The organism is Sphingomonas radicis, from assembly GCF_051400635.1.
Taxonomy (GTDB): domain Bacteria; phylum Pseudomonadota; class Alphaproteobacteria; order Sphingomonadales; family Sphingomonadaceae; genus Sphingomonas.
Genome location: NZ_JBLFFG010000005.1, coordinates 13,551 through 40,342, shown reverse-complemented (window position 1 = coordinate 40,342; position 26,792 = coordinate 13,551). Strand labels below are relative to the sequence as shown.

26 protein-coding genes are annotated in these 26,792 nt (G+C 67.4%); 8 read left to right on the top strand and 18 right to left on the bottom strand.

Annotated elements, in window-relative coordinates; all coding sequences use genetic code 11:
* Window positions 1-7 precede the first annotated feature (7 nt).
* The 6 genes from ACMGDH_RS15870 to ACMGDH_RS15845 form a co-directional block, all read right to left on the bottom strand.
* On the bottom strand, window positions 8-1,411 hold the full coding sequence (locus tag ACMGDH_RS15870; protein ID WP_436828949.1) for a flagellar hook-length control protein FliK: 1,404 nt from the start codon (window positions 1,409-1,411) through the stop codon (window positions 8-10).
* Between the two features lie 71 nt (window positions 1,412-1,482).
* Window positions 1,483-3,564: a flagellar biosynthesis protein FlhA gene (flhA, locus tag ACMGDH_RS15865; RefSeq protein ID WP_436828948.1), complete on the bottom strand. Its 2,082-nt coding sequence runs from the start codon at window positions 3,562-3,564 to the stop codon at window positions 1,483-1,485.
* Entirely contained in the window at window positions 3,564-4,901 is a 1,338-nt protein-coding gene (locus tag ACMGDH_RS15860) for a sigma-54-dependent transcriptional regulator (RefSeq protein ID WP_436828947.1), read from the bottom strand. Before ACMGDH_RS15860 ends, flhA begins: the two co-directional genes overlap by 1 nt.
* Window positions 4,902-5,252: a flagellar motor switch protein FliN gene (fliN, locus tag ACMGDH_RS15855; protein WP_436828946.1), complete on the bottom strand. Its 351-nt coding sequence runs from the start codon at window positions 5,250-5,252 to the stop codon at window positions 4,902-4,904.
* A 10-nt stretch (window positions 5,253-5,262) separates the two neighbouring features.
* Window positions 5,263-6,864, bottom strand: a complete 1,602-nt coding sequence (fliF, locus tag ACMGDH_RS15850) for a flagellar basal-body MS-ring/collar protein FliF (protein WP_436828945.1) — start codon at window positions 6,862-6,864, stop codon at window positions 5,263-5,265.
* 134 nt (window positions 6,865-6,998) lie between these two features.
* Window positions 6,999-7,859: a LytTR family DNA-binding domain-containing protein gene (locus ACMGDH_RS15845; protein WP_436828944.1), complete on the bottom strand. Its 861-nt coding sequence runs from the start codon at window positions 7,857-7,859 to the stop codon at window positions 6,999-7,001.
* Window positions 7,860-7,977: 118 nt separating this feature from the next.
* On the opposite strand from ACMGDH_RS15845, the gene ACMGDH_RS15840 reads away from it, so the two are divergent.
* On the top strand, window positions 7,978-9,906 hold the full coding sequence (locus ACMGDH_RS15840) for a TonB-dependent siderophore receptor (protein WP_436828943.1): 1,929 nt from the start codon (window positions 7,978-7,980) through the stop codon (window positions 9,904-9,906).
* Between the two features lie 9 nt (window positions 9,907-9,915).
* On the opposite strand, the gene ACMGDH_RS15835 is transcribed toward ACMGDH_RS15840, so the two are convergent.
* A complete protein-coding gene (locus ACMGDH_RS15835) occupies window positions 9,916-10,566 on the bottom strand; it encodes a FliH/SctL family protein (protein ID WP_436828942.1) in 651 nt (216 codons plus the stop codon).
* Window positions 10,567-10,579: 13 nt separating this feature from the next.
* Window positions 10,580-11,614, bottom strand: a complete 1,035-nt coding sequence (locus ACMGDH_RS15830; RefSeq protein WP_436828941.1) for a flagellar motor switch protein FliG — start codon at window positions 11,612-11,614, stop codon at window positions 10,580-10,582.
* A gap of 92 nt (window positions 11,615-11,706) precedes the next feature.
* Between ACMGDH_RS15830 and ACMGDH_RS15825 the strand changes: the two genes are divergently transcribed.
* Complete coding sequence (locus ACMGDH_RS15825) at window positions 11,707-14,499, top strand: NHL repeat-containing protein (RefSeq protein WP_436828940.1); 2,793 nt, start codon at window positions 11,707-11,709, stop codon at window positions 14,497-14,499.
* Between the two features lie 3 nt (window positions 14,500-14,502).
* Complete coding sequence (locus tag ACMGDH_RS15820) at window positions 14,503-14,910, top strand: flagellar basal body protein (protein WP_436828939.1); 408 nt, start codon at window positions 14,503-14,505, stop codon at window positions 14,908-14,910.
* Window positions 14,911-15,013: 103 nt separating this feature from the next.
* Here ACMGDH_RS15820 and ACMGDH_RS15815 read toward each other — a convergent pair whose 3' ends face one another.
* From ACMGDH_RS15815 to ACMGDH_RS15805, 3 genes are read right to left on the bottom strand one after another with little or no spacing between them, the layout of a single operon-like run.
* The gene (locus tag ACMGDH_RS15815) at window positions 15,014-15,436 is read right to left on the bottom strand and encodes a flagellar protein FlgN (protein ID WP_436828938.1); all 423 of its coding nucleotides are present in this window, start codon (window positions 15,434-15,436) and stop codon (window positions 15,014-15,016) included.
* Complete coding sequence (locus ACMGDH_RS15810; protein WP_436829151.1) at window positions 15,436-15,723, bottom strand: rod-binding protein; 288 nt, start codon at window positions 15,721-15,723, stop codon at window positions 15,436-15,438. The genes ACMGDH_RS15815 and ACMGDH_RS15810 overlap by 1 nt, the downstream gene beginning before the upstream one ends.
* 5 nt (window positions 15,724-15,728) lie before the next feature.
* Entirely contained in the window at window positions 15,729-16,826 is a 1,098-nt protein-coding gene (locus ACMGDH_RS15805) for a flagellar basal body P-ring protein FlgI (RefSeq protein ID WP_436828937.1), read from the bottom strand.
* 83 nt (window positions 16,827-16,909) lie between these two features.
* Between ACMGDH_RS15805 and ACMGDH_RS15800 the strand changes: the two genes are divergently transcribed.
* A complete protein-coding gene (locus ACMGDH_RS15800) occupies window positions 16,910-17,329 on the top strand; it encodes a flagellar assembly protein FliX (protein WP_436828936.1) in 420 nt (139 codons plus the stop codon).
* Window positions 17,330-17,411: 82 nt separating this feature from the next.
* Here the strand turns inward: ACMGDH_RS15800 and ACMGDH_RS15795 are convergent, their stop codons facing one another.
* Together ACMGDH_RS15795 and ACMGDH_RS15790 are read right to left on the bottom strand one after the other, a co-directional pair.
* Window positions 17,412-17,804 carry a MerR family transcriptional regulator gene (locus ACMGDH_RS15795; RefSeq protein WP_436828935.1) on the bottom strand — a complete coding sequence of 131 codons (393 nt, stop codon included), beginning with the start codon at window positions 17,802-17,804 and terminating at the stop codon, window positions 17,412-17,414.
* 7 nt (window positions 17,805-17,811) lie between these two features.
* Window positions 17,812-19,776 (bottom strand): TonB-dependent receptor plug domain-containing protein, encoded by a 1,965-nt coding sequence (locus ACMGDH_RS15790; RefSeq protein WP_436828934.1) that lies wholly within the window; start codon window positions 19,774-19,776, stop codon window positions 17,812-17,814.
* Window positions 19,777-20,503: 727 nt separating this feature from the next.
* On the opposite strand from ACMGDH_RS15790, the gene ACMGDH_RS15785 reads away from it, so the two are divergent.
* Complete coding sequence (locus ACMGDH_RS15785) at window positions 20,504-21,712, top strand: serine hydrolase domain-containing protein (protein ID WP_436828933.1); 1,209 nt, start codon at window positions 20,504-20,506, stop codon at window positions 21,710-21,712.
* Here ACMGDH_RS15785 and flhB read toward each other — a convergent pair.
* From flhB to flgC, 5 genes are read right to left on the bottom strand one after another with little or no spacing between them, the layout of a single operon-like run.
* Entirely contained in the window at window positions 21,709-22,782 is a 1,074-nt protein-coding gene (flhB, locus tag ACMGDH_RS15780) for a flagellar biosynthesis protein FlhB (RefSeq protein ID WP_436828932.1), read from the bottom strand. The two genes, ACMGDH_RS15785 and flhB, sit on opposite strands and share 4 nt — an antisense overlap.
* Window positions 22,782-23,540, bottom strand: a complete 759-nt coding sequence (gene fliR, locus ACMGDH_RS15775; RefSeq protein ID WP_436828931.1) for a flagellar biosynthetic protein FliR — start codon at window positions 23,538-23,540, stop codon at window positions 22,782-22,784. Before fliR ends, flhB begins: the two co-directional genes overlap by 1 nt.
* Entirely contained in the window at window positions 23,537-23,800 is a 264-nt protein-coding gene (locus ACMGDH_RS15770; protein ID WP_436828930.1) for a flagellar biosynthetic protein FliQ, read from the bottom strand. Before ACMGDH_RS15770 ends, fliR begins: the two co-directional genes overlap by 4 nt.
* A gap of 3 nt (window positions 23,801-23,803) precedes the next feature.
* On the bottom strand, window positions 23,804-24,121 hold the full coding sequence (gene fliE / locus ACMGDH_RS15765) for a flagellar hook-basal body complex protein FliE (RefSeq protein WP_436828929.1): 318 nt from the start codon (window positions 24,119-24,121) through the stop codon (window positions 23,804-23,806).
* Window positions 24,122-24,132: 11 nt separating this feature from the next.
* A complete protein-coding gene (flgC, locus tag ACMGDH_RS15760) occupies window positions 24,133-24,540 on the bottom strand; it encodes a flagellar basal body rod protein FlgC (RefSeq protein ID WP_436828928.1) in 408 nt (135 codons plus the stop codon).
* Between the two features lie 114 nt (window positions 24,541-24,654).
* Between flgC and ACMGDH_RS15755 the strand changes: the two genes are divergently transcribed.
* From ACMGDH_RS15755 to fliP, 3 genes are all read left to right on the top strand, one after another.
* A complete protein-coding gene (locus ACMGDH_RS15755; protein ID WP_436828927.1) occupies window positions 24,655-24,891 on the top strand; it encodes a FliM/FliN family flagellar motor switch protein in 237 nt (78 codons plus the stop codon).
* Entirely contained in the window at window positions 24,891-25,445 is a 555-nt protein-coding gene (locus tag ACMGDH_RS15750) for a flagellar biosynthetic protein FliO (RefSeq protein WP_436828926.1), read from the top strand. The genes ACMGDH_RS15755 and ACMGDH_RS15750 overlap by 1 nt, the downstream gene beginning before the upstream one ends.
* A gap of 154 nt (window positions 25,446-25,599) precedes the next feature.
* Window positions 25,600-26,349 carry a flagellar type III secretion system pore protein FliP gene (fliP, locus tag ACMGDH_RS15745; protein ID WP_436828925.1) on the top strand — a complete coding sequence of 250 codons (750 nt, stop codon included), beginning with the start codon at window positions 25,600-25,602 and terminating at the stop codon, window positions 26,347-26,349.
* Window positions 26,350-26,792: the final 443 nt, after the last annotated feature.

The following is a 26,792-nucleotide window of genomic DNA, read 5'->3' as shown; positions in this document are numbered from 1 at the left end:
CTGGCTCCTAGGCGAGGAGATCGACTCGCCCGTCGCCGCGGATCGCGCGATAGGGCTGGTCGTCGGTTTCGAAGTCGCCCTGCTCGGCAGAGGCGTGTTGCTGGTTGCCGCGCTGCTGGTGCGGCGAGGACTGGCTGCCGCCGCCGTCGCCGGCGCGGCTCTCGAAGCGGAAGCTCTGCGCATCGGCGCGCACGCCGGCCTGATCGAGCGTGCGGGCAAGCTCGGGCACATCCTGACGCAGCAGATCGAGCGCCTGCGCGCTCTCCGTGCGCATTGTCGCCTGCAGGTTGCCGCGATCATCGAAGGCGAGCGTGACTTCGATCCGGCCGAGCTCGACCGGGTTCAGCCGGACGCGCAGCGTCTCCTCGCCCGACTGGATCTTGCGCGCGATCTCGACACCCAGCGACTGGCCGAGATGGCCGGGCTGGGCTGCGACTTCGGGCTCGCCGGTAGCGGTGGGCGAAGCGCCGGTTGCGGCGGCTACCGGAGCGTTACGCGCGATTTCGGCAGCAGGTGCCGGCTGGAAAGGCTGCGGCGCAGTCGAGGCGTTGGCGGCCTTTTCGGCCTGCGGCAACGACGGTTGCTGACCGGTATCGTTTCCGTTGTCCGACCCCTTCTGTCCCTCGGCGGCGAGCTTCGCCATGGTGTCGCCGAAGTTGGCGGCGCCGGGCAAGGCCTCGCCGGTCCGGGCTTCACCCGGCGTGGCGACGCTTCCAGTATTCGCCCGCACGGCGACCTTGCGATGGCCAGTGGGCGATGTGGCGACAGGTTCCGCCTGGGCAGGAGCGGTCGAGGCTTGTTGCTGGACGAGGGGAGCCGCCGCTTGCGTGGGAATCGCGACCGCGGAAGCAGCGGGGACGGCGGCTGCAATGCTCGCATCCGGTGCGGGCGATTCAGGCACTTCGGCGGAAACAGGCTTACGGGGCTTGGGCGATTGGGTCACCGTCGGCTGGGCGGCGGCAATCGCCTCCGGACCCTCTGCGAGGGCAGGCTGCTCGTCGGGAATATCGGGGATCGCCGCCTCGACCGGAGCAGCCTTGGCCGCATTCGGATCGGCGGGCGCCCCAGCATCGCCTTGGGTTTGCACTGCTTGCGCACCGGCGGGCGTGGAAATGCGTGCGGCGGTCGTCAGGAGCTGCGCCAACGACATCGCCGGCGGCAGCACGCCCGAAGTGTCCGAAGGCACCTCGCCGCTCGGTACTTCGATCGTCGGCAACAGTTCGGCCTTGGATGCGGACAGGTCGACGGGAAGCACCCGCGCCGATCCCTTCGGTCCCGACATCGATCCGACCAGCGGACCGGCGAACCTCCCGCCGAGCGCAACGGCGAATCCGAACCCGGAAGGCGGTAGCTCCCCGGCGCCTGTGCCGGTCGCGCCGCTCATCGGAAAACCGAACGGAAGAATGTTCATCCAGGCCCCTTTTGCCCGGCCCGCGGGCCGCCTCAGTTCATTATAGGAAGGAAACGGCTCGCGCGGTTTCGTCAGCCGATCGTTCCCAGCGCGCGGATGCGGGCGCGGGCGTGGATCTCGTTTTGCGAGAGCACCACGGTGGCGGGGCGCACGCGCTCGATGATCGAGCGGACGAACGGCCGGATCGACGGGCTGGTGAGCAGGCAGGGGATCTCGCCGTCCTGCGCGAGCCGGTCATAGGTATCGCGCACGGCGCCGATGAAGCGCTGGAGCGAGGAGGGCGCCATCGCGAGCTGGCGCTCGTCGCCCTGGCCCAGGATGCTCTCGGCGAACGCCAGGTCCCATTCGGGCGAGAGCGTCACCACCGGGATCGCGTCGCCGCGCACCTGCGACGCGCTGATCTGGCGTGCCAACCGAGCGCGGACATGCTCGGTCATCTGGGTGAGGTTGGCAGTCAGCGGCGCGGCCTCCGCGATCCCCTCCAGGATGGTCGGCACGTCGCGGATCGAAATGCCCTCCGAGAGCAGGTTCTGCAGGATGCGCTGCACGCCCGAGATCGAGATCTTGCCGGGAACAATGTCCGCGACCAGCTTCTCGGACTCCTTGTGGACTTCGGTCAGCAGCTTCTGCGTCTCGGTGTAGGAGAGCAGGTCGGCGATATTGTCCTTCACCAGCTCGGTCAGGTGGGTGGCGATGATCGTTCCGCATTCGACCACGGTGAGTCCGCGGAAGCCGGCCTCGTCGCGCAGCTCGCGGTCGATCCACAGCGCCGGCAGGTTGAACACCGGCTCCTTGGTCGGCTCGCCGGGCAGGCCGACCGGCGCGCCGCCCGGATTGATCAGCAGCAGCTTGTCGAGTCGGATCTCGCCGCGTGCCGCCTCGGTCTCCTTGATCGTGATGACATATTCGTTGGGCTTGAGGCCCATGTTGTCGATGATGCGGACCGAGGGGAGGACGAAGCCGAAATCGGTCGCCATCTGGCGGCGCAGCGCGCGGACCTGATCGTCGAGGCGCGGCTCGCGCGTGTCGTCGTTGATGATCGGCAGCAGCGCATAGCCGATCTCGATGCGGACCGCGTCGATCGCCAGCGTTTGCGAGATCGGCTGCTCGACATAGACCTGCTGTGCTTCTTCCTGCGCGGCGACTGCCTTTTCGAGCGCAGTCTTGGCCTCGGCACGCTTGGTCATCTTCCAGGCGATGAAGCCCGAGATGCCGGCAAAGGTGGCAAAGGGCAGGAAGGGCAGTCCCGGCATCAGCGCCAGCGCGCCCATCAGGAACGCGACCATGCCGAACGCCTTTGGGTAGCGGCCGAGCTGGTCGCCCAGCGTCGCGCCGGTCTTGCCCTTGATCCCGCCCTTGGAGACGAGCAGGCCCGCCGCGATCGAGATTATCAGCGCCGGGATCTGGCTGACCAGACCCTCGCCCGCGGTGAGCACGGTATAGGTGTGGAACGCCTCCCCGAGCGGCACGCCGTGCGAGACCACGCCGATTGTCAGGCCGACGACGATGTTGACCGCGGTGATCAGCAGCGCCGCGATCGCGTCGCCCTTCACGAACTTCGAGGCACCGTCCATCGCGCCGTAGAAGCCGCTTTCCGCCTCGATCTCGGCGCGGCGCTCGCGCGCCTGCTCCTCGCTGATCATGCCGGCCGAGAGATCGGCGTCGATCGCCATCTGCTTGCCGGGCATCGCGTCGAGGCTGAAGCGCGCCGCGACTTCGGCGATACGGCCCGCGCCCTTGGTGATCACCACGAAATTGATGACGATCAGGATCAGGAACATGGTGAGGCCGATGATGACCTCGCCGCCCATCAGGAATTCGCCGAACGCCCCGATCACCCCGCCCGCGGCGTCCGGACCCTCGTGCCCGTGCGTCAGGATCGCGCGCGTCGAGGCCAGGTTGAGTCCCAGCCGCAGCATCGTCGCGATCAGCAGGATCGTCGGAAAGGCGCTGAGCTCGAGCGGCTTCTCGATGAACAGTGCGGTCATCAGGATCATCACCGCGACGGTGATCGAGAGCGTGAGGCCGAGATCGAGCAGCCAGCCCGGCATCGGCAGGATCAGCATCGCGATGATCGCGATGACCGATCCCGCCAGCGCGAGATCGCGGCCGGCGCCGATGCGGTTCAGCAGGTTGGTGACGGCGGGAGGCATCACAGCGCCGGCGAGACCGCGATGCCGGCCTCGATGAAGGTGCGGAGCTTGTTACGCATCGTGCGGACCGAGATTCCCAGGATGTTGGAAGCCGAGGTGCGGTTGCCGTGGCAACGCTCGAGCGTCTGGAGGATGAGCTCGCGCTCGACTTCCTCGACGGTGCGGCCGACCAGTCCCTGGATCTGGAAGCGATCGGGCTCGGCCATCTCCAGGTCGATCAGGCGGGTGCCGTCCGAGCGGACGAGATCTTCGGCCTCGATGCGTGGGCCGCTGGCGAGCAGCACCGCCCGGTGGACGCAGTCCTCGAGCTCGCGCACGTTGCCGGGCCAACTGTAGCGGCCGAGCAGCGCCAGCGCGGCGTCGCTGAACGGGCGGGGCTCGACGCAGTCGGTCTCCGCGAGCCGCTCGGCGAAATGCCTCGCCAGTTCGGCGATGTCTTCACCCCGCGCGCGGAGCGCCGGAACCTCGACGCGGACGAGCCCCAGCCGCACGAGCAGGTCGGCGCGGAAGCTTCCCGACGCCACGGCGGCGTCGAGGTCGAGGCTCGTCGAGGCGATCAGCCGGGCGCGGAAGGGTGCGAACTCGTCGCCGCCGATCCGCGTGAAGCGCTGTTCGACGAGGGCAGCGAGCAGCCGCGCCTGGGTGTTGGGAGCGAGCGCGCCCACTTCGCGCAGCAATATCGTGCCGGTACCGGCGCGTTCGAGCTGACCGGTGCGACGGGCCGCGGCGCCGAGGAAGGCGCCTGCCTCATGGCCAAACAGCTCGGATTCGAGCACGTCGGCGCCGACGCCCGCGCATTCGACCACCAGCATCGGATCGGCGCGGCCGGACGCTTCGTGGATGGCGCGCGCCATGATCTCCTTGCCACTGCCCTTCTCGCCGGTGACGAGCACCGGTGCGCCGCTGGCTGCAACCGCCGTGGCGAGCTGGAGCGCGCGCGCGAGCACCGGGTGCGTGCCGATGCGCGTGACTGCCCTACGCTGGACGACCGACGCGATCGCCGCGGCGATCATGTCGCGCTGCGGGGGGAGGGGAACATAGTCGCGCGCGCCGGCGCGGATCGCCGCGACGGCGCGCTCGGCAGAGGCTTCGATGCCGCAGGCGAGAACCGGAATCGTGAAACGTTCGCTGCGCAGGTTCGCCATGAACCCCTGCACGTCGGTCTCGACATCGATCATCACCAGATCGGCGCCGCCTTCGCGCAGCAGGTCCAGCGCGTGCGCGGGCGCATCGGCCATCGCCACATCGGCGCCGGCCTGGCGCGCGAGCTCGGCGGCAAGCCGGAACTCGCTCCCGGGTTCGCCGATCAGCAGCAGCCGGATCGATGCCATCGCCATTTAGCGATCGCCCCGGACGATCTCGGTGAGAGTCACGCCCAGCGCATTGTCGATCAGCACCACTTCGCCGCGCGCGATCAAGCGATCGTTGACGAAGATGTCGACCGGCTCGCCGACGCGGCGGTCGAGCTCGACGACGGTGCCCGCGCCGAGGTGGAGAAGCTCGCCGACCGGCATCCGCGCGCGGCCGAGCACTGCCTGCACCTTCACCGGCACGTCATGGACGGCTTCGAGCCCCTCGGTGCCGGTCGACGACAGGTCGGCGGCCGGGCCCGTGTTGAAATCCTCGAGCACCGGTTCGGTCTGCTCGCGGCCATCCGAGGGGATGATGTCGTGGGGTTCGGTATCCATCGTCATGTTCCTATGCGTTCATCCACTGGCGGATCACCGAGGCGGCCTCGGGCGGGCTCGCCGAGATAGCGTCGCCGATCCGCTTGAGTGCGGAAAGCTTGATGCGGCCGTCGACCTGCGCGAGTGCGATTTCCTGGTCGAGCAGCTGGTGGTCCCCGCTCATCGCCTGGAGCTGCTTCTGCGCCTCTTCGTCGCCATCCGCGGCGCGCTCGGCGAGCGCGAGCATCTCCGGGCTCTGCCCGTTGAGGGCGATCGGCTCGGCTTCGGCCTGGACCGGCGGCAGGATCTTGGGCTTGAGCATCTTCAGCGCGAGCAGTGCCGCGACCGCGATCACGATGATCTGCAGCAGCCCGAACACGCGCTCGCTGCTCAGGAAGGAGAGCAGGCCGCTCTCCTTGTCGGCGAGCGAATCGTCGGCCGCGAAGCGCATGCTCTCGACCACCACGCTGTCGCCGCGCTCGGCGTCCATGCCCACTGCGTTCTCGACCAGTCGGGTGAGGCGCTGGATCTGCGGCTGGGGAAGGCCGGCCTCGCCGCCATCGACCATCACTGCCACGGTCAGGCGCGTGACGCGGCCGGGAGCGCGCAGCGTGACCGTCTTGGTCGAGCTGTTGTCGTAGGTGGTATCTTCGGAAGTCTGGTTGCTCGCCGACTGCTTCGATCCGCCCACGCCGCCGGGCTGGTCCTGCGCCTCGGGAAGCTGGTTGGCGACGGTGGTGGTCTCGGGCGCGGCATCCTGCTCGCGGTTCTGCTCGCCGTTCTCGACGCTCACCTGGCGCGCGATCACTTGCTTGTCGGGATCGAAGACGTTCGATTCCTCGCGCGTCTGGTCGCGGTCGATCTGCGCCGAGACTTCGGCACGCACCTTGCCCTGGCCGACGATCGGCTCGAGCAGCGCCTCCACTTCCTCGCGCAGCTTGGCCTCGACCGCTGCCTGGCGCTCATCGGCATCAGCGCCGCCGGCCGCACCGGCCTCGCCAGCGCGGGCAAGCAGCGCGCCGGTCTGGTCGACGACCGACACCGCCTCGGGCGAGAGTTCAGGGACGGACGAAGAAACGAGATAGCGGATCGACGCGATCGATTCCGACGAGAGCCGGCCGCGCGTCTTGACGGTGACCGCGGCGGTCGCCTTGCGGCTCTCGCTGGCGAACATCGCGCGCTCGGGCATCACGATGTGCACGCGCGCGGCGCTCACGTCCTGGATGGTCTGGATCGACTTGGAAAGCTCGCCTTCGATCGCGCGCGTCTCGTTCATCTTGGCGCGGCTGGCGGAGACGCCGAAGGGCTGCTCCTCGTCGAGCACTTCATAGCCGATCTTGCCGCCCAGCTTCTCGCCGGCCAGGCTCATGCGGAGCTCGGCGAGCTTCTCCTGCGGTGCCATGATCGAGGTGCCGTCGGCCGAGAGCATGTATTCCACGTTCTGCGCCTTGAGCTTCTCGGTGATCGCGGCAGCGCTGGAGGGATCGAGATCGGTGTAGAGGAAGCCCATCTCGGGCTTGGAGCCGCGCAGCGCCACGAACGACAGAAGCGCGAGCAGCGCGAACGCCACCCCTCCCATCAGCATCAGCCGCTTCGGGCCGATCTGCCCGGCAAAGTTCTTGATCGCTTCCAATTTAGCCCCGTCGGATGGAGACGCGTGGGGCGGTTGCCCCTTGGTTCACTTATAGGAAGGGCGCGGGCGGCAGATTGTGCCGGGTGGGAATTTTTTGCCGGGTGGATTGCGAGACCGTGCGCCGCAGAGCCGTGCTAGCCGAGTGCGTTCAGCGCCGTCAGATAGCGGCGCCCGAGCGGAACCGGCGTGCCGCACGCCAGGTGAATGACCGGCCGGCCGCTCGCGTCGCGATGGACTTCGCGGACCTTGCGGGCGTTGACGACGATCTGACGATGGACACGGACGAAGCCGATCGGCGCGAACCGGTGGGCGAGTTCGGTCAGCGTCACCCGCACCAGATGCACCCGCTCGTTCGCCACGATCTCGCTGTAGTTGCCCGCCGAGCGGATCAGTTGCACGTCGCCGGGGCGTATGCGCAGCAGCGGTGCTTCGGGAAGGTCCAGCCACTCGCTCGACGCTGTCGGCGACGCGGGTAAGGGCAGGGGCTCCGATTGCGGTGCTTCCGCCGGGTCGCGATTGGCGAGGTGTCGTCCCCACGCGAGCAGCAGCAATAGCAACGGCGTGCCCAGAACGGCCGAGCGTGGCAAGAAGCTGAAGAAGGGCGGAAGCGGCACGGCGCCCGGCGCGCAGGTGGGATAGAAAGAGATCGCCATCGCGAATTGTGCCGCCAGCATATCGGTGAGGGCAGGAGGCACGAAGGCGAGCGCCAGCAGCAGCGCAGGCGATTGGCGCGGTCCCGACAGCAGGTCCCGCAGCGGCTCGCGACAGCCCAGTGCAATCGCGAAGGCCGCTCCCCAAACCAGCATCTTGGCATAGCCAGGTTGAGCCGGGTGCTCGGTCGCAAAGGGATCGGGCTGGATCGGCACGCCGCCGACGGCATAGCCGAGCAGAAATCCGAGCAGCGCCAGCAAGACCCCCGCCCCAAGCGGGATCTGCCGGTTCCAGATCGACTCTCGCGCCCCCATGGCCATGGCCGACGTATAGCGCGCGAACATGCGCGCGCGAAACGGCCATTCGTCACGCCGGGCCGCCGTTCGTCCCTATCCGCTCCCGATCCTGCAGGGTCCCGCGGCATTCGCACCGCCACAGGGATGTGAAGGGGAGTGCGAACCGATGCGTGAGACCATCTGCTGCCTGTCGTTGCTCGCGGTGCCGTCCGCGCATGCCCAGGTCGCTCCGGCACTGCCGCAAAGCGGTGATGTCGTGCGCGCGTCCGATGATGCGTTCGGCAGGCGCATCGGAATCGAGGAGGTTGGGCTCTATACCGAGAGCGAGGTGCGCGGATTCGATCTGCAGAGCGCGGGCAACTATCGCATCGAGGATCATTATTATGTTCGTGCCGCCGGCATGCTTCAGCCGGTCACGCAGGGCACCGCCATCCGCGTCGGCGCCAACGGCCTGCGCACCGATTTCGCCGCACCTTCGGGGGTCGTGCAATATGATCTGCCCGACGGTAGCCCCGGTGCCCAAGCGACGATCGAGACCGGCTGGTGGGGTGGATCGGGTCCGGTGATGCTGATGCGCGCCGCGGCCGGCACGCACGACGAGGGTTTGAGCCTGGCCGGCGGACTCCAGATCGGCGCCCAGCAGAATTACACCGACGGCACCGGCGGGGATTTTTTCGCCGCCGGGCTCATCCCGCGCTGGTCGCCGGCGCCCGGTGTACGGCTGACGGGGATCTGGAGCCACAATTGGTTCACGCGGGGCGCCGATACCTATTTCTCGAGTCCGGATGCTGCCCCGCCCGAGGTAACGCGCGATATAGATCGCACCCAGCCCTGGATGGATGCTAGCAACCAATCCGAACTGATCGGCGCAATGGCCGACGTCGATGGCGGCGCGGGATGGAGCTTCGGCGCGTCGGCCTTCCTGTCGACGCTCGACTATCGCCGGAGCGTCTTCAACCTGATCCGCCTTCCGACCGCCGTTGCTCCGGCCGAGGCGAGCGGGCTGCTGTTCGGCGAAGAGGGGCGCCGTTCCTTTTCCGCGGAGATCACCGCGGCCAAGCGCTTTTCCACCGGCGCGATCGACCACCGGCTGGTGGCGATGGCGCGCCGCCGCGAGAGCGTGGTGCGCAGCGACCCCGGTGTAGCGTTCATGCTCGGGCCCTATCCCGATCTCGATGCGGTGCCCGAGCTTCCCCGTCCGCCCATCACCCTCGATCCGCGGCGGGTACGCGACGATGTTTGGCAGTGGACCGGTGGTCTCGGCTATCGATTGTCGATCGGCGATACGGCCGAGCTTCGCGCGGATCTCCAGCACGTTAGCTACCGCAAGCAGGCACGCGGGCTCGACGGAACGACGATGCGCGAGACGAGCCGCCCGTGGCTGTACGGGGCTGCGCTTTCCGTGGGGATCACGCGCGCGCTGATCGGATTCGCCAGCTATGCGCGCGGTCTCGAGGAGGCAGGCGTCGCCCCGGCCAACGCCGTCAACCGAGGCGCGGTCCTGCCCGCCGCGATCTCGCGTCAGGTCGAGCTCGGGATCAAATATGCCTTTCGCGGCGGACCCACGCTGATCGCAGGCCTGTTCGATCTGGCCAAGCCGCTGCCCGGGATCGATGCTGAGGGCGCCTTCGGGTTCGTGGGCGAGGTGCGGCATCGCGGCGCGGAGCTGTCACTGGCGGGGCCGGTCACACCGCGGTTGAATGCGGTGCTGGGGGCGACATGGCTCGACGCGCGGATCGAAGGTGAGCTGGTCGATAATGGCGTGATCGGCGATCAGCCGATCGGCCGGCCGGCGGTCATGGCGCTCGCCAATCTCACCTGGCGCCTCCCCAACGTCAAGGGTCTGACGATAGACGGCGGCGTGAGCATTCGGAGCGAACGTTACGCGGACCGTCAAAACCGCACCACGCTTCCTGGCTATGCGGTGTTCAACCTGGGCCTGCGGCAGCGGTTCGAAGTCGACGGCTATCCGCTCACGCTGCGCGCGCGCGTGGCGAACCTCACCGATCGCTTCGTCTGGAATGTCGGCAACTCGGGGCTGTTCACAACCAACACGCCGCGGGTGCTCACGCTCACGGTGACGGGCGAGATCTAGATGCCTGTCTCAGTGCGGCAGCAGCGTTTCCAACTCGGCGCGGACCGCCTCGCGTCGCGCGGCTGCATCGACCGCGAGCCCGCCCTGGTCCCAGCCGATCATCGCGTCGCCCAGCGGGATCGCGGTATCGGCGATCACGGTCAGGAACAGCCGGCGACGATCCTTGGATTGGCGCTCGGTGATGCGGGCCTCGATCGTCTCGACCAGCTCGGGATGCACGCGCACCTCCAGCTCGGTGCCCCGCGCGACCTGGTTCAGAACGCGGCCAATAGCGGAATCGATGGCGTCGGTCGGCGCGGCCTCGAGGGCCCGGCCGGCGATCATGTCGGCTGCGGCAAGTGCGATCTCGGCAGCTTCGCCGGCCACGCGCTGCGATACTTCCTCGAAGCGCTCGTCGATCGATTCGAGCCCGGCCTGCAGCGCATCGACTGCGCTCAGCAGCGCAGCCTCGCGCTCGGCGCGCGCCTGCGACAGCCCCGCCTCGAAGCCCTGCGCACGGGCGAGCGCGAGCTGCGCGCCTTGCTCGGCCTTGAGCGCGGTCAGCTCGGCGCGGAGGTTGACGAGCTCGGGAAGCAGGTCCGCATCGACAGGCGCTCCGCCGACGGGCGGAACCGTGAATACTCGATCGAATGCGAAACGCTGGACGTTGTGGAACGACATGGCGGCAGCTTCCTCAGATGATCATCGCGTCGTCGGACTTGGGGTCGACCAGCAGGATGTCGCCGCGGTCGGCCAGGCCCTTGGCGAGCCGGACGAGCGCCGACTGTGCTTCCTCGCAGTCGCGCGCGCGCACCGGGCCCATTGCCGCCATGTCCTCGCGCATCAGCTTGGCGGCGCGCTCGGTCATCGCACCGAAGAACATCTGCTTGAGCTTGTCCGGCGCACCCTTGAGCGCCAGCGCCATCTCGCGCTTGTCGGCGTTGCGCACGATCACTCCGATCGCGGTCGGCAGCAGATTCGCCAGATCCTCGAAGGTGAACATCAGCGCGCGGATCCGCTCGGCGCTTTCCGGAGCGCGGGCATCGAGCGCAGTCAGCATGGCTTCTTCGGTCGAACGGTCGAGCGCGTTGAACACTTCCGCCATGGATTCGTGCGGATCACGCTTCTGCGAGCGCGACAAATTGGTCATGAACTCGCTCTTCAGCGTCTGCTCGACCTGGTTGATCACGTCCTTCTGGACCGTCTCCATCCGAAGCATCCGCATCACCACGTCGACCGAGAAATCGCGCGGCAGCTCGGAGAGCACGCGTGCGGAGTGATCGGGGCGCAGCTTGGAAAGGATCACCGCGACGGTCTGCGGATATTCGTGCTTGAGCGCCCCGGCGAGCACCGTCTCGCTCACGTTGGAGAGCTTGTCCCACATCGTGCGGCCGGATGGGCCGCGGATGTCTTCCATGATCTCCTTGACCTTGTCGCCGGGCAGCATGCCCGCGAGCAGGCGTTCGGTGGTCTCGTAGCTTCCGTGGAGCGAGGCCATCGACGCGACTTCGCCGGTGAACTGGACGAGCAGATGCTCGACCACGGTCGAAGGCACGCGGCCGAGTCCGGCGATCGTCGAGGAAAGCTCCTTGATCTCGTCGGTCGTGAGCTGCTCCCAGATCGGGGCGCCATGGTCCTTGCCCAGGGCAAGCATCAGCGCCGCGGCGCGCTGGGCACCGCTGTAACGCTTGAGTTCGGGCGGCTCGGCAACCGGCGCCATCACGCTCATTCGGGATCCCTCGCGAATTAAAATGCATCCGCACGCACAGGGGAAGGCGCACGTCCCTCTATTATAGGAGGGAAGGGGGAGCCTTGGTTGCGATGACGATCAATTTCTCGAACAGTCTAACGGGCCTGAGTCTGCTCACGGGCAGCAACGCGTTCACTGCGTTCCCCGAGGTGCTCTACGAGAGCAGGGCTGTGCGCCAGGCCAAGGCGCAGTTCACGCTCGATCCGACCACGCCGCCGTGGAAGGAGGAGCAGCCGGACGTTCCGCTCTCCACCCAGGTATCGAACGTCAAGGCGATGCGCACCATCATCGACAAGGCGAGCTCGGGCGCCGATGCGCTGCCCGAGGATGTGCAGACCGCGTTCATCGCCTACAAGGCGCTCGAGCGCCTGCGGGTGCTCGCCGAGAGCGCCTCGGCCAAGACCACCTCCGACGCGCAGCGCAAATCGATGCAGACCGTGTTCGCCAAGGGGCTGGAGGATCTGCAGACCTTCCTTGCCTCCGCACCGTCGAGCCAGGTCAATCTCGCATTCGGCCAGACCGCGCGTTCCATCAGGACCGCCGCGACGAGCGTGCCCGATCAATATGCCACCAAGGGCGCGGGCGTGGTCAAGGGCCGCACCGATGCGCTGCCGGGGCTGGCGGGCAACGAGAAGATCCAGATCACTCTCAGCAAGACCGGCGGGTCCGACGTGGTGACGGTGGACCTTTCGCAGGGGCCGCAGCCGCCGACGCTCGATTCCATCGCCGGGGCGTTCAACGCCGCCATCGCCGCGATTCCCACGCTCAAGGCAGACGGTACGCCGCTGCTCGATGCCCAGGGCAACCCCGTTCCCAAATGGACCGCGCGCTTCGCCGTGGAAAAGAACGGCGACAAATGGGGGCTCGCGCTCAAGACCCCGACCGGCAGGGAGCGCGTGACGCTCGACCAGATCGGGGCAAAGGACGCGCTCGTCGTGGCCGTGGGACAGACTCCGCTCGACGCACCGACCACGACCAAGGTCTTCCGCCTCGACGATCCCGCCGGCGATGCCACCCGCAAGGCGATGGCGACCCTCTCGGCGCTCGATCGCGAAGCGACCGAACAGGCGAAGCTGGGGGGTGACGCGACCAAGATCACCACCGTGGTGACCGGTCCGGACGGCAAGGACAAGACCGAGACCACCGAGACTTTCGACGTCCATGCGAGCACCGATGCCGCGGCGGTCGTCACCGATGCGGCGGGCAACAGCTATGTCGTCGGCACCACGAGCGGCGATCTGGGCAATTATCACTCCGACGGCGACGACAATCTCTTCCTCACCAAGATGGATGGGGAGGGCAAGATCATCTGGCAGCGCAGCCTCGGCGCAGGCGGTTCGTCGAGCGGCGCGGCGATCAGCCTGGCGCCCGACGGCAGCATCGTCGTCGCCGGAACGGTCAACGGCAGCTTCAACAGCACCTCGTCCAGCGGCAGCTTCAACAACATCTCGTCCGATGGCGACATGTTGGTGGCCAAGTTCAATGCCGCGGGCGACGAGCAATTCTCGACGCTGGTGCGCGCCGCGGGCAGCGACGCCGCAAAGGCAGTGGCGGTGGGCGCGGACGGATCGATCTTCGTCGGCGGCCGCGCAGCGAGCGGCGGCGGCGATGCCTTCGTCGCGCGTATCGACACCAGCGGCAGGATCTCCGAACGCCGCACCATCGCGGCGACCGGCAGCCAGAGCATCAACGCGCTCGCGATCGATGGGGAGGGCAATCTCCTCGCATTGATGTCGAACGGCAGCGAGGCCGAAGTGCGCAAGCTCGATGCGGACTCGCTCGCGACCGATCTCGGCAGCTTCGACCTGGGCCTCGCCGACGCACGCGCGCTGGTGGTGGCCGACGACGGAACCATCGCAGTGGGCGGCGCCACCAGCACCACGCTGAACGGCGCGCAGGTCAATGCCACCGCCGGTGGTCGCGACGGCTTCGTCACGCGGCTCGACGCCGATCTTTCGAACGCGCGCACGACCTATCTCGCCACCGCGCAGGAAGATCAGGTCGACAGCCTGACCTTCATGAACGGCGACATCTACGTCGGCGGCCGCACGAAGGGCGATCTCGGCGGCACCCGCGCCGGCGCGACCGACGGCTTCGTCGCCCGCCTGTCGCTGGACACCGGGGCAGTCTCGAACGTCAAGCAGTTCGGCGTCCCGCTGCTTCGGACCGAACCGGTGCGGGTCGCGGCTGCCGAGGGCGGAGCCACCAACCTGTCGGCGCTCGGCTTCGGGCGCGGCACGATCAACGCCGAAGCTTCGGAAAAGCTGACCACGCAAACCGGGCTCCGCGCGGGCGACAGCTTCTATCTGCGCGTCAACGACGGTGCGCTCCGCAAGGTCACGATCACGGCCAACGACACGCTGACCACGCTCGGGGACCGCATCCGCGGCATCACCGGCTCGAGGGCGAACATCACCACCCCAAAATCGGGCGAAACGCGCTCGCTCAGGATAGATGCCAAGGAGGGCAATTCGATCGAGCTGCTCGCCGGTCCCGGCGACACCGATGCGCTGGCCAAGCTCGGCATCGGGCCGCAGCGCCTCTACACGCCACCCAAGACTTCGGATTCCGCGCCCAAGGTGCGGCCGGGCGGCTCGTTCGGGCTCGACCTGAGCGAAGGGCTCAACCTCTCGACCGTCGACAGTGCCAAGGTGGCGATGAAGCAGCTCGAGGCGGCGATCTCGATGAGCCAGACCGCCTATCGCTCGCTCTACTGGGACGATGGCAAGGCCAATCTGGTCGATGGCGTGAAGAACACCATGACCGGCACCCAGTCCACCGCGCGCGAGACTGCGATGCTCAAAAACTATCAGGCAGCGCTCAGCCGCCTCGCCGCCGGCACGCCCACCAGCTTCGGATTCTGACGCATGAACACGCCCCCGATCCTCGCAGGCATCCGCGATCGGATGCACAACCTCGCCGATCGTCAGCGCGTGCTGGCGCAGAACATCGCGAACAGCGAAACGCCCGGCTACAAGGCGCGCGACGTCGCCGAGCCCAATTTCGCCGCACTGGTGGGCGGCAGCGGCATGGTCGCCAAGCCGCGCGTCGAGCTCACCCAGCGGATGCGGAGCCTGGGCGCGGTCCAGCCGATCGGCGCAGGCGTGATCTTCGACAAGGACATCACCGAAACCAAGCCCGACGGCAACAACGTCACCCTCGAAGACCAGCTGCTCAAGATGGGCGAGGTCCAGGCCGACTTCACTGCGATGACCAACCTCTATCGCAAGCAGATGTCGATGCTGAAGACCGCGATCACTGGCCGCGGGGGGTGATCGCCGCGCGCGGCGCGCTCAACGTCCCCCGTCAACAAAAAGGGCCGTCGCGGAGTTGTCCGCGACGGCCCTTTTTGTTTCGGCTCGGCTCGTTCGCGGCCGCTCAGAGCCGCGCGTTGATCGAGATCGGCGCGGGCGCGTCCATCCCGCCCATGCCACCGGTCGCGCCGTAGGTCGCGGCGCGCGCGCCCGTAAGACGCTGCGCCTCGGCCGCGATCGCCGCCATCATCTCCGACGACAGCTCGATCTGCCGCGACAATATCTCCTGGTTCACCGCCGACGCATCGCGCAGGTTGCGGCTCGCTTCGGTGAGCTCCTCGCGCGCCTCGGTCTCCAGCGCTTCCATCCAGTCCGTGCCTTCGCGCTTCAGCCGCGCGACTTCGGCTTCGATCCGGCCGGTGAGGCGCAGCTTGGCCGCCGCGATCTCGCTCAACTCGGGCACATAGGGATTGCGCGTCAGCTTGTAGTTCTCCTCCTCCATCAGCGAGGTGAGCGAAACCATGGCGTCGATCAGCTGTGCGGTCATCATTGCCCCTGTTGCATCTTGAGGATCTGGTCGAGCACGGCGGGGGCCAGGCCCACGCCGCCGCGCTTCGCGATTTCGGTGCCGAGCTTCTCGGCGAGCACGCCGCGGAACATCTCCTCGCCCGCGCCGCCGTTGAATTCACCCTTCTCGACGCTTTCGAGCATCATCTGCGTCATCTGGCCGAGGAACACCGCCTCGAAGCTCTTTGCAGTCTCGGCGTTCTTCGGGTCAATCTTGGGCAAGGGCTTGCCCGCGGCGACCGGGGGAAGGGGAGCAATGTCGTTCATTGGCATCACTGAACCTCGATCTCGGCCTGGAGCGCGCCCGCGGACTTCACTGCCTGAAGGATGGTGATCAGGTCGCGCGGGGAGACGCCCAGCGTGTTGAGCCCGCTCACCAGCGATTGGAGCGACGCGCCGTTGACCAGCGCGAGCGAGGCGCCGCTGCCGTCGTCGACCTGCACCTGGGTGCGCGGCACGACGGTGGTCTGCCCCTGCGAGAAGGGCGCCGGCTGCGAGACCTGCGGCGTTTCGGAAACGGTTATGGTCAGGCCGCCCTGCGCGATCGCTACCGGCGTGATCCGCACATCGGCGTTCATCACCACCGTGCCCGATGCTTCGTTGATCACCACGCGCGCAGGCTGGTCGACCTTGATCTCCAGGTCGCCGATCTGGGTGACCAGATCGATCAGGCTGGCGGCGCCGCTGCTCGGCGTGACTTCCACCGTGGCGGGGTCGAGCACGGTGGCGCTGCCCATGAACCTGCCGTTGATCGCGCGCGCGATCCGGTCGGCGGTCGCGAAATCGGGGTTCTTGAGCGCGAGCTTGAGGCTCGATGCCGAACGCAGCGCATAGGGCACCTCGCGCTCGATGATCGCGCCGCCGGCAATCCGCGCCGAAGTGGTGACGCCGCGGCTCACGCTCGCCGCCTGGCCCTGGCCCTTGAAGCCGGAGACTGCGACTGGGCCCTGGGCGACGGCATAGATCTCGCCGTCGAGTGCGCGCAGCGACGAAGCGATCAGCGTGCCGCCCTGAAGGCTGGTCGCGTCGCCGAGCGCCGAGACCTGCACGTCGATCTTCGAGCCCGATCGGGCGAAGGGCGGCATGGAGGCAGTGATCGAGACCGCCGCGACATTCTGCGTCCGCATCTGCGTGCCGCGCACGTTGACGCCCATCCGCTCGAGCATCGCCTGCATCGATTCCTCGGTGAAGGGCACGTTGCGGATGCGGTCGCCGGTCCCGGCCAGGCCCACCACCAGGCCATAGCCGACGAGTTGGTTCTCGCGGACGTTCTCGACGTCGACCACGTCCTTGATGCGCGTCTGCGCAGCGGCGTGCGGCGCGGCGAAGGCCGCGGAGAGGAGCAAGATCGGTGCAGCGAAGCGCAGCATTAAACCCTCGATCGAGTGGAAAAACGGCCGTGTTTCTCTTATAGGATGAAGAGAGGCCCTTGCGGCCCGGGAAGGTTAATTTCGTGCGGATCGACAGCCTATCGCCGATGATGGCGCGCAGCCTGATGGCCGCGCTGCCCAAGGCCGCGCCCGGCTTCCCGCTCGCCGAGGGGGATGCGGCACCCGTCGCACCCCAGCCGCCGGTGAACGGCCCCGGCGGAGTCGCGCCGCCTTCGGTGCAGATGCTCGTCGCGCTCGCGGCCGCCGATCCCCAGATGGAGCGCCGGCGCCGCATCGCCAAGGACGCCGAACGAGGCGTCGACGCGCTCGACCGGCTGCACAAGGAGCTTCTGGCCGGCACCGCCCCGGTCGAGCGGCTGCGCGAGATCGCCGAATGGTCGCAAACCTTCGAGACCCCCGACGATCCGGTGCTCGCGCAGATCCTCTCAGAAATCGACCTGCGCGTCCGCGTCGAGCTGGCGAAGCTGGATATCGAGGCGTAGCGGCGGAGCGGGGCCGGGGACGGCAGCGGCCGGACCGGTAGCGGCCTGTCGGCTTTCGGGAATGTAGCGTGGTTGGCTGCAGCTAGGGCGCAAGCGTCTCGATGATCCGGCAGTCTGCCACGCTCCCGCCGTCACAGGAGTCGATCACTGCTTTCAGCTCTCTTCGCAACGCCGTCAGGTCGGCGAGCTTGCGATCCACCTCCTGCAGATGCGCTTCGGCGATCCGGTCGATCTCGGCGCAGTCACGGGTGCGGTCGTCGGACAGGCTGAGCAGCGCCCGAACCTGATCGAGCGAAAAGCCGAGGTCGCGAGCGCGGCGGACGAAGGACAGCCGGCCCAATTCTGCCTGCCCATAGTCGCGATAGTTGCCGCTGGTCCGCGGCGGCTTTGGCAGCAGTCCGATCCGCTCATAATAGCGGATCGTCTCCGTCTTGGTGCCGGTCGCCCTGCCCAGATCGCCGATCGTCAATGCCATGGCAACGTCACTCCCCGCCGAAGCGAAACCGCAAGCCGCCATTGATAACCCGTCCGTCGCTCGGCGCCCAGGCATCGACGGTCCACGCACCTACGGGCGAGCGTCGGGGCAGCAACAGCGAATCCCATCGCGTCTGGCGCACATCGAGCAGGTTCTCGGCGTTGAGGAACAGACTTACCTTGCCGAGCACCAGCTCCCCCATCAGCCCAAGCTCGACATAAGGGCGGCTGCGCGTGCGCCAGGGATTGCCGTCAAGTTCCTGCAGCCCGGTATAATAGGCCTCCAGCCCGATCCGGCCACGCCCGTGCTTCTCCCACATCGCGACCAGCCCCGCGGTGTTGCGCGGCGTGAGCGGCACGCGGCGGCGGCCGGCACCGTCAGGATCGGGCTCGGTCGCATCGATATGGACATAGCTGCCGGTGAGAGTGAACGCCTGCCAGCGATAACGCAGCAGCACCTCCGCGCCGCGAGTCTTGGTGAGGCCGTCGGCGTTCGCCAAGGTGACGCGGTCGGCGGCCACTTCGCGAAGCTGCACGGCATGGTCGATGTTGGAAGCGAACAGGCTCACATTGGCTTCGATGGGGCCCCGCGCATAGCCGAAGTCGACCGAGGCGGTATCGGCCACCTCGGCCTGGAGCTCGGCATAGGGCTCCACACGCGAAAGGCCGTTGGCTTCGATTTCCTCGATGAAAGGCGTCGGCGCATAGAAGCCGCGGCCGTAGGACGCTCTGATCGTCCATGGGCCGGGGCGGTACAGGGCCGACAGGCGCGGGCTGAGCCGCGAGCCATATTCGCTGTGCCCGTCCCACCGCGCGCTCGCTGCCAGCGTCAGCGCATCGGCCACCTCGCTCTCGCCCTGCACGAACAGCGCGGGAACGGTGTAGCTGTAGTCGAAGGCGGGGAAGGCTCGCGAACGATAGCCGTCCGCCTGGAACGCTGCACCGGCCAGCCAGGTCGTGCCGCCAGCTTCGCCGCCGAGCGATGCCTCGACGAAACCGGTCTGGTGCCGATCGTGCTCCACAGTCGCGCCGAACTGATGGCGGTGCGACTGAGACACGCCCGAGGCCCGGAGGTGGAGCGTGCCGACGTCTTCGATCGGCGTCTGCGCGCTGAGGCCCAGGTCGAACCGCTCGCTGCGCTGCGCCTGCACGAAGGGCGAACCGTCCGGAACCGTGCGGCCGGGAAGCGTTCCGCCTTCGCGCTGCTCGGTCATGGCGCCGAAGGTGAGCAGCGCCTTGGCACCCGCCGCACCTTCCCAGAACAGGCGGGGCCGTGCCGTCCAGCGCTCATAGGCGGGCATGTCGGCCCAGCCATCGTCGTTGAGGTCCTGCCGGGTCTGGCGATCGAACCCGGCGGTCAGCGACGCGCTGAGCGTGCCGCTCAGCGGTGACGCAGCATAGGCGGTGACGTCCTGCCCGTCCCGGCTGGTGGCGTTCAGCAGCAGCTCGCCTTGCGGCTCCGCACGCGGCTGGCGCGACACCAGGTTGATCACGCCGCCAAGCGCCGACGGCCCGTACAGCGCCGATGCCGCTCCCTTGATCACCTCGACCTGGCCGAGATCGGTCGGCGGGATCTGGAGCAGCCCGATCGACGGTGTCTGGCCGCCGTAGAGCGGCAATCCATCGGCGAGAATCTGCGTGTAGCGGCCCTTGAGTCCCTGCATCCGCACGTTGGACGCGCCGAGCGCTGGGGAAGTCACCTGCACCCTTACGCCCGGCGTCTCGCTCACCAGCATGGCGATGTTGCCGGGCGTCATGAGGAGCTTCTCCTCGATCTCTTCGCGGTTGATCACCTCGACGCGGATCGGCTCGTCCTGCACGCGGCGGCCGGTGCGGGTCGCCTGCACGACGATCTCTTCGCCTTCCTCGCTCTCCGCGTTCGCCGCGTGCTCCTGCGCCAATGCGCTGACCGGAAGGCACGCACTCAGACAAACGGCTGAGGTGATCGCCACACGCACGGCACGATAAGACAAGATTGCGGTTTCCTTAGCAGTGGAGGCCGGACTGCCGGCGGAGCGGAACCGCCGTAAAGGTTGAAGTCACTACAGGGTCAAGTCGGCGAGAGGCGCCTGCAGGGTTTCGCAATCGTACAAGGCTACCCTTTCAAACCCGCTGGTAAAGTAGGATTTGTTCTGCTTTCGTTCGAATATGCGCGAGCGGCAGAATTCCTCTCTCTCAAAACCCGTCGCCTCGGTGTGGCGTGGGCGGCGCGTGCGTGTCGCAAAGCTGGTGCGTCATTGTCGCGTGCGCGTCGCGTCGGTGGTGCGTCGCTGTCGCGCGGGTGTAGCGCCGCTGGCGCGTCGGTGTCGCGTGCCTGTCGCTTTGGTGTCGTTTCGCTGGCGCTTCGGCGTCGCTTCCGCCGAAAAAAGGTCATATCGAGTCAACCGAGTCAACCGCGCGGGTAAATCGCCTGTCGCCGGGCGTTCGATCTACGCACCCCGCCAGCCCCGCGCAGCGGGCCTGTGCATCCGGTTGACGCTCGGCTCGCAGAACAGGTTTTCGAGTCAAGCGCGGTCAACCGCCGCCGTCCCGAAAATAGCCCGAAAACCGCAGAAATCCGCGCTTTTTCGATCCAACCAAAAGGTTGGCAATTGCGGCGCTTCCCAACCATCCGGTTGGCAGGCCGAGCCCGATGCCGGCGCGATTCCGGCTTGCCTCCGCCCGGCGCGCCCGCGAGGTTGGCGGCGTCGAAACCGGGGGATGACCGATATGCTGCGCGCGCTCGCCACCACGCTCCTGCTTGCGGCCTCACCGCTCGCCGGCCCCGCCGCGGCCGACGAGCGCGCCTATGACGCTGCGCTCACCGATTTCCGCAAGCTCCACCGGGCCGAAGTGCGGCGCGCGGGGATCGCCGGAAGCAGCTTCTATTTCGTCCGCGACGGCAGGATCGTGGCCGCCGACCATCTGGGAGAGCAGGACGCCGAGGCGCACGTCCCCGTCGATGCCGCCACCATCTATCATTGGGCATCGATCACCAAGACGATGACCGGCATCGCGATCATGCAGCTGCGCGACCGCGGGCTGCTGTCGCTCGACGATCCGATCGTCCGCTACGTGCCCGAGCTCGCGCAGGTCCATAACCCGTTCGGCGACACCGGCGCGATCACGCTGCGGCAGCTGATGAGCCACAGCGCGGGTTTCCGCAGCGGCACCTGGCCGTGGCGCGATCAGGAGTGGCAGCCCTTCGAACCCCGGAGCTGGGCGCAGCTGGCGGCGATGCTTCCCTATACCGAGCTGCTGTTCCGCCCCGGCACGCGCTTCGGCTATTCCAATCCCGGGATCGTCTATCTGGGGCAGGTGATCGAGCGGCTCTCGGGCGAGGATTTCGAAGTCTATGTCGACAAGAACATCCTCAGGCCGCTGGGCATGCACGCCAGCTATTTCGATCGCACGCCGCCGCACCTGCTGCGCCACCGCGCGCGCAGCTACTACATCCGCGACGGCAAGCGCGTTGCGGCGCCGTTCGATGTCGATACCGGCGTGACCGTGTCCAATGGCGGTCTCAACGCGCCCCTGCCCGACATGGCGAAGTACGTCGCCTTCCTGCTCGGCAGTCCAGCGCGGCCCGAATATGACCTGGTCCTCAAGCGCGCTTCGATCGAAGAGATGTGGCAGCCGCAGATCGCCGCGGGCGACGATTTCACTCAGGGCCGGATGGTCGAGACTACCCAGGCCGGCCTGTCCTTCTTCATCGATCAGGGGAAGGGCGTCCGCTTCGTGGGGCACAATGGCGATCAGAACGGCTTCCGTGCCTATCTGAGCCTCTGTCCTGAGCAGCGCGCGGGCAGCCTGCTCGCGTTCAATACCGAGACGCGCGGGGTACGGAACGATCCGTCCAACCGTTCGACGGCGGAATCGCGGATCGCACTGGCGACGGACCGGCTGTGCGAAGCGCTGGCGAGGCCCTAGCGCCGGGCCTTGGCGATCTTGAGCACGTAGCTGATCACTTCGGCCACCGCCGCGTAATGCTCCACCGGAATCGGCCGGTCGAGCTCGGCGGAGGCATAGAGCGCGCGGGCGAGGGGGCGGTTCTCGACCAGCGGGACGTTGTTGGCGGTGGCGATCTCGCGGATCTTGAGCGCGACGGCGTCGACGCCCTTGGCCACCACCACCGGCGCCGCCATGACGCCATGGTCGTACTGGAGCGCCACGGCATAGTGAGTGGGGTTGGTGATGACGACGCTGGCCTTGGGGACGTTGGCCATCATCCGGCCCTTGGCTCGCTGCATCTGGAGCTGGCGGATCTTGCCCTTGATCTTGGGATCGCCTTCGGACTGTTTATACTCGTCCTTGATCTCCTGCAGGCTCATCCGCATCTTCTTGAGGAAGACGCGCCGCTGCCAGACGAAGTCGAACAGCGCGAGCGCTCCCACCAGCATGGCAATGGGCCGCAGCATCGCATCGACGATGTCGTTCGCCGCCGCACCCGCCGATTGCAGGTCCGCGCCGACCAGCCGGTCGATCCCCGAGGCATGGGGCCAGGCGATCGTCGCGGCGATCCCCACCACCAGGCAGATCTTGAGGAAGGTCTTGGCGAACTCCATCAGCGCCTGCTTGCCGAACAGGCGCGGAAGGCCGCTCACCGGATTGAGCTTGGACCATTTGGGTGCGACGCGCTTCCAGGCCAGCATCGGCCGGCCCTGGAGCAGTCCGCCAAGCAGCGCGAAGCCGAACATCGCCGCCAGCACCGGCGTCATCGCCGTTGCGATCGCTCCGAAAATGCCAGTGGCGAAATCCTGCGCACCGTCTGGTGTGAGCGGGAAGTCCTCGGCGCCGCCCCACAGCCGGACGAACATCGCCCCCATCTGCTGCAGCGTGAGCGTGCCGAGCCCGCCCATCACCACGATCGCGGCGACGAACATCGCCGCGTGGCGCATCTCCGGCGCCATCGGCACCTCGCCGCGTTTGCGGGCGTCCTCGAGCTTCTTGTCTGTCGGATCGTGTGTCTTGTCTTCCTGGTCTTCGCCGCCGCCCGCCATCACCAGCCCCCTTGCATGGCATCGCCCATGGCGTGGCCGAAGACAGTGAGCATGGCGCCGATTGTCGCGGCGGCGAGGGCGAGGCCGAGCAGCAGGTTGAGCGGCTGGGCGATGAAGAAGATCTGGATCGCGGGGGCCACGCGGGCGGCAAGGCCGAGCGCGACGTTGAACACGATGCCATAGACGAGGAAGGGAGCTGCCAGGCTGATGCCGAGCGTCATCGAACGGCCGACTGCGGAAATCGCGAGCTGGGCGAAATCATGCGCCGGCGGTATGCCGCCGATCGGGAAGCTGCCGTAGCTGTTGATGATCGCGCCCAGCCAGAGGTGGTGGACCTGCATTCCCATGCACACCAGCGCCGCAGCGATCCCGACGAACTTGGAAAGGAGCGGCGCCTGCCCGCTCTGGGCGGGGTCGAAGATCATCGCCGAGGAAAGCCCGATCTGCATCGAGACGATCGAGCCGGCGATCGAGATCGCATAGAACAGGATCTTGACGATCATGCCCATCGCCAGCCCCGTCATCAGCTCCAGCACCAGCACCGCGGGCAGCACTGCACCTGCTTCGACCGCGGCGCGCGCCGGGGCGCCGAGCACGCCGTAGAGCGCCGCCGACATCGCGAAGGCGATCATCAGCCGGATCCGGCCGGGGATCGAATCCTCGCCGAACACCGGCAGCAGCATCAGCACCGCTCCCACCCGCGCGAACACGATGAAGAAGGCGCTGACCTGGAGCTCGAGATCGGGCGGGAGGATCATCCGGTTATGATCAAATCGCTGATCTTGGTCATGAAGTTGCCCAGCGCGCGGCCCATGGTGGGCAGCATCAGCAGGAAGACCAGGCCCATCGCCAGCATCTTCGGCACGAAGGTGAGCGTGACTTCCTGGATCTGCGTCAGCGCCTGGAGCAGGCCGATGAGCGCACCCACGATCAGCGAAGTCAGCAGCAGCGGACCCGCGACCGTGAGCACGACCATCAGCGCAGCCTCGGCGAGGCTGACGACCTCACTGGGCGACATGGCTCAGATCTGCATGCGCATGATTTCGGTGTAGGCGCTGACCACCCGGTCGCGCACTGCCACCATCGTGTCGAGCGCAGTCTCGGCGGCGCCGATCGCCGTCACCACGTCGATCAGATCGCCCTTGCCGGCGACCTGCATCGCCGATGCCTTTTCGGCGGTGCGCATCTGATCGGCGGTGCCGACGACGAGGTTCTCGACGAGCGCGCCGAAGCCGCTGCCATTTTCTTCGGCATGCCCCGCGGCGGGCTTGCCGACCGCGCTGCCAAGGCCTGCGACGCGGCCATAGGCGGCCGTCGCATCAAGTGCACCGATGGACATTGGTGTTTCCCTTATTTCAGCAGGTCGATGGTGCGCATCGTCAGGCTCTTGGCGGCCTCGATCGCATTGAGATTGGCTTCGTAGCTGCGCTGCGCGGCTTTCATGTCGGCAGTCTCGACGAGGCTGTTGACGTTGGGCTTGAGCACATAGCCTTCGCCGTCGGCGGCCGGGTGGCCCGGCTGATAGACGCGAGTGAAATCCGACTTGTCGGTCTGGATCGTGTTGATCTTGACGCCGGTGGCGCCCGTCGCGCGGTCCACTTCGGCCGAGAAGCTGGCGACGCGGCGGCGATAGGGATTGCCGCCCGGCGCAGTGGCGACCGAGTCCTGGTTGGCAAGGTTCTCGGCAATCACGCGCATGCGCAGCGACTGGGCGCGCAGGCCCGAAGCCGAGACATTGAGTGAAGTCTTGAGGTCCATGAGGGCTCCCGGAAGGCCGAAAGCGGCCGACAGCAGCATAATAGGCAATTTTTGCCGCATGCGGCGCCGGGGGCGGAAAAAAGGTTCCTATAAGTCCTCCTGAAAGGGAGACGCATGTCCGTACTCGAAGGTATCACAATCGAGATGTCGATCGTCCTCGGCTCGGCCGAAGTTCCGATCCGGCAGATCCTGCAGATGAGCCGCGGCGCGATGATCCCGCTCGATTGCGGGCAGGACGATCCGAGCCTGGTCTATGTGAACGGCGAGCTCGTCGCCAAGGGCCGCATCCTCGTCGACGGCGAGCTGATGTCGCTCGAAATCTCCGAACTCGTGAAGAAGCAGCGCCACTGATGGATATCCTGTCGATGCTGCGCACGCTGGGTGCGCTGGGCGTGGTGCTGGGCATGCTCGCGGGCGCGCTGTGGGCAGTGCGCCGGTACGATATCAAGCTGCCCGGCCGCGTCGGGAGCACCGGACGCAAGCGCATCGAGCTGGTCGAGCGGCTGGCGGTGGACGGCAAGCGCTCGGTCGCGCTGATCCGCCGCGACGGCTGCGAGCATCTGGTGCTGATCGGTCCGGACGGCCATGCCGTGCTCGAGACCGGAATCACCGCGCCGCCGGCCCCGGCCGCGCCCGAGGCGACGCCCGCCCGAGTGGAGGCAGATCTCGCGGCGATGAAATCGGCGTTCGGCAAGCTGGTCGAGCTGCCGCGGACGATCCAGGTCGCCCAGGCGAAGTTCATTGCGGCAGCGCAGGAGCGCGCCAGGACTCCGGCCAACGACGAACGCGCCAGGGCCCCCGCCAACGACCCGCTGCCCAATGCTGCTCCCCGCCAGCGCACCCGCCGACCGCGCGACACCAAGCGCTGGAACCGCGCCGCGGTGCGCGAGGCACTCGATGGCTGATTCAAACCTCGTTCGCCCTGAGCTTGTCGAAGCCTGTCCTGAGCGACGCCGCAGGCGGCGTCGAAGGGGGCGCCTAGTCGCAAGCGCTTTGCCCGGAGGAAGCCGGCCTTCGACAGGCTCAGGCCAAACGGGGCAGGGGGCGTGGTTCGCCACAATGGCGAAACGCATCGTGAAGACCGCCGTAGTCCTCGCGGTGCTGCTGCCGGTGGCGGCGCACGCGCAGGCAGCCGGCGGCACCACCATCAACCTGGGCGGCGGACCCGGCGGCGGCCAGCTTTCGGCACGGGCGATCCAGCTCGTGTTGATGCTGACCGTGCTCAGTCTCGCCCCCGGGCTGCTGATGACGGTCACCAGCTTCACTCGCATGGTCGTCGCGCTCTCGCTGCTGCGCACCGGCATCGGCGCGCCTGGCGTGCCGCCCAACCCGGTGATCATCAGCCTGGCGCTGTTCCTGTCGTTCTTCGTGATGGCGCCGACCTTCGAGAAGGCGTGGAACGACGGCGTCGATCCGTACACCAAGGGCGCGATCACCGAGCAGGCGGCGTTCGAGCGGACGGCCGAGCCGTTCCGCAAGTTCATGCTCAGCCAGGTGCGCGACAGCGACCTCAAGATGTTCGCCGAGCTGGGAGGCAAGCAGATTCCGAACCGCGAGGCGACGCCGCTCGGCACGCTGGCGCCGGCCTTCATGATCTCCGAGCTTCGCCGCGCGTTCGAAATCGGCTTCCTGCTGCTGCTGCCGTTCCTGGTGATCGATCTGGCGGTGGCCGCGGTGCTGATGGCGATGGGCATGATGATGCTCCCGCCGCCCACGATATCGCTGCCGATGAAGATCATCTTCTTCGTGCTCGTCGACGGCTGGGCGCTGGTCGCCGGATCGCTGGTGAAGAGCTTCACCAGCGGGTGAGCGCAGGGCGCCGGGGCCGGCCAGGATAGCCAATCGGATGGTTGGCAATTTGCCCGGCATCCAACCATTTGGTTGGTTGAGAAAAGGGCGGATTTCTGCGGTTCCGCGGTGATTTCGGCCTTGTGACGGTTGACACTCGCTTGACACCCTCGCGTGTTTTTTGGAGCCGCGCGTCACCGGACAGGCTGAGCTGCCATACCGCCGAGCATGCAGCCATCGGCTGCCCGTTCGCACGGTGCAGGATTGACCCGAGCGGTTGACCTGCTTGACTCGATAACGCGGTTTCGACCGAAGCAGCAGGTTCGAAGCAGCGGCGCGGCAGGTACGCGGTACCTAGGCAGCGATGACGCGGCACCCACGCAGCAACGAAGCGGCGGCGACGCGGCGCTGGCGCTGCGATCCCGCGCCACCCAGTGCGATCGATGCAGATTCTGCTGCTTGCC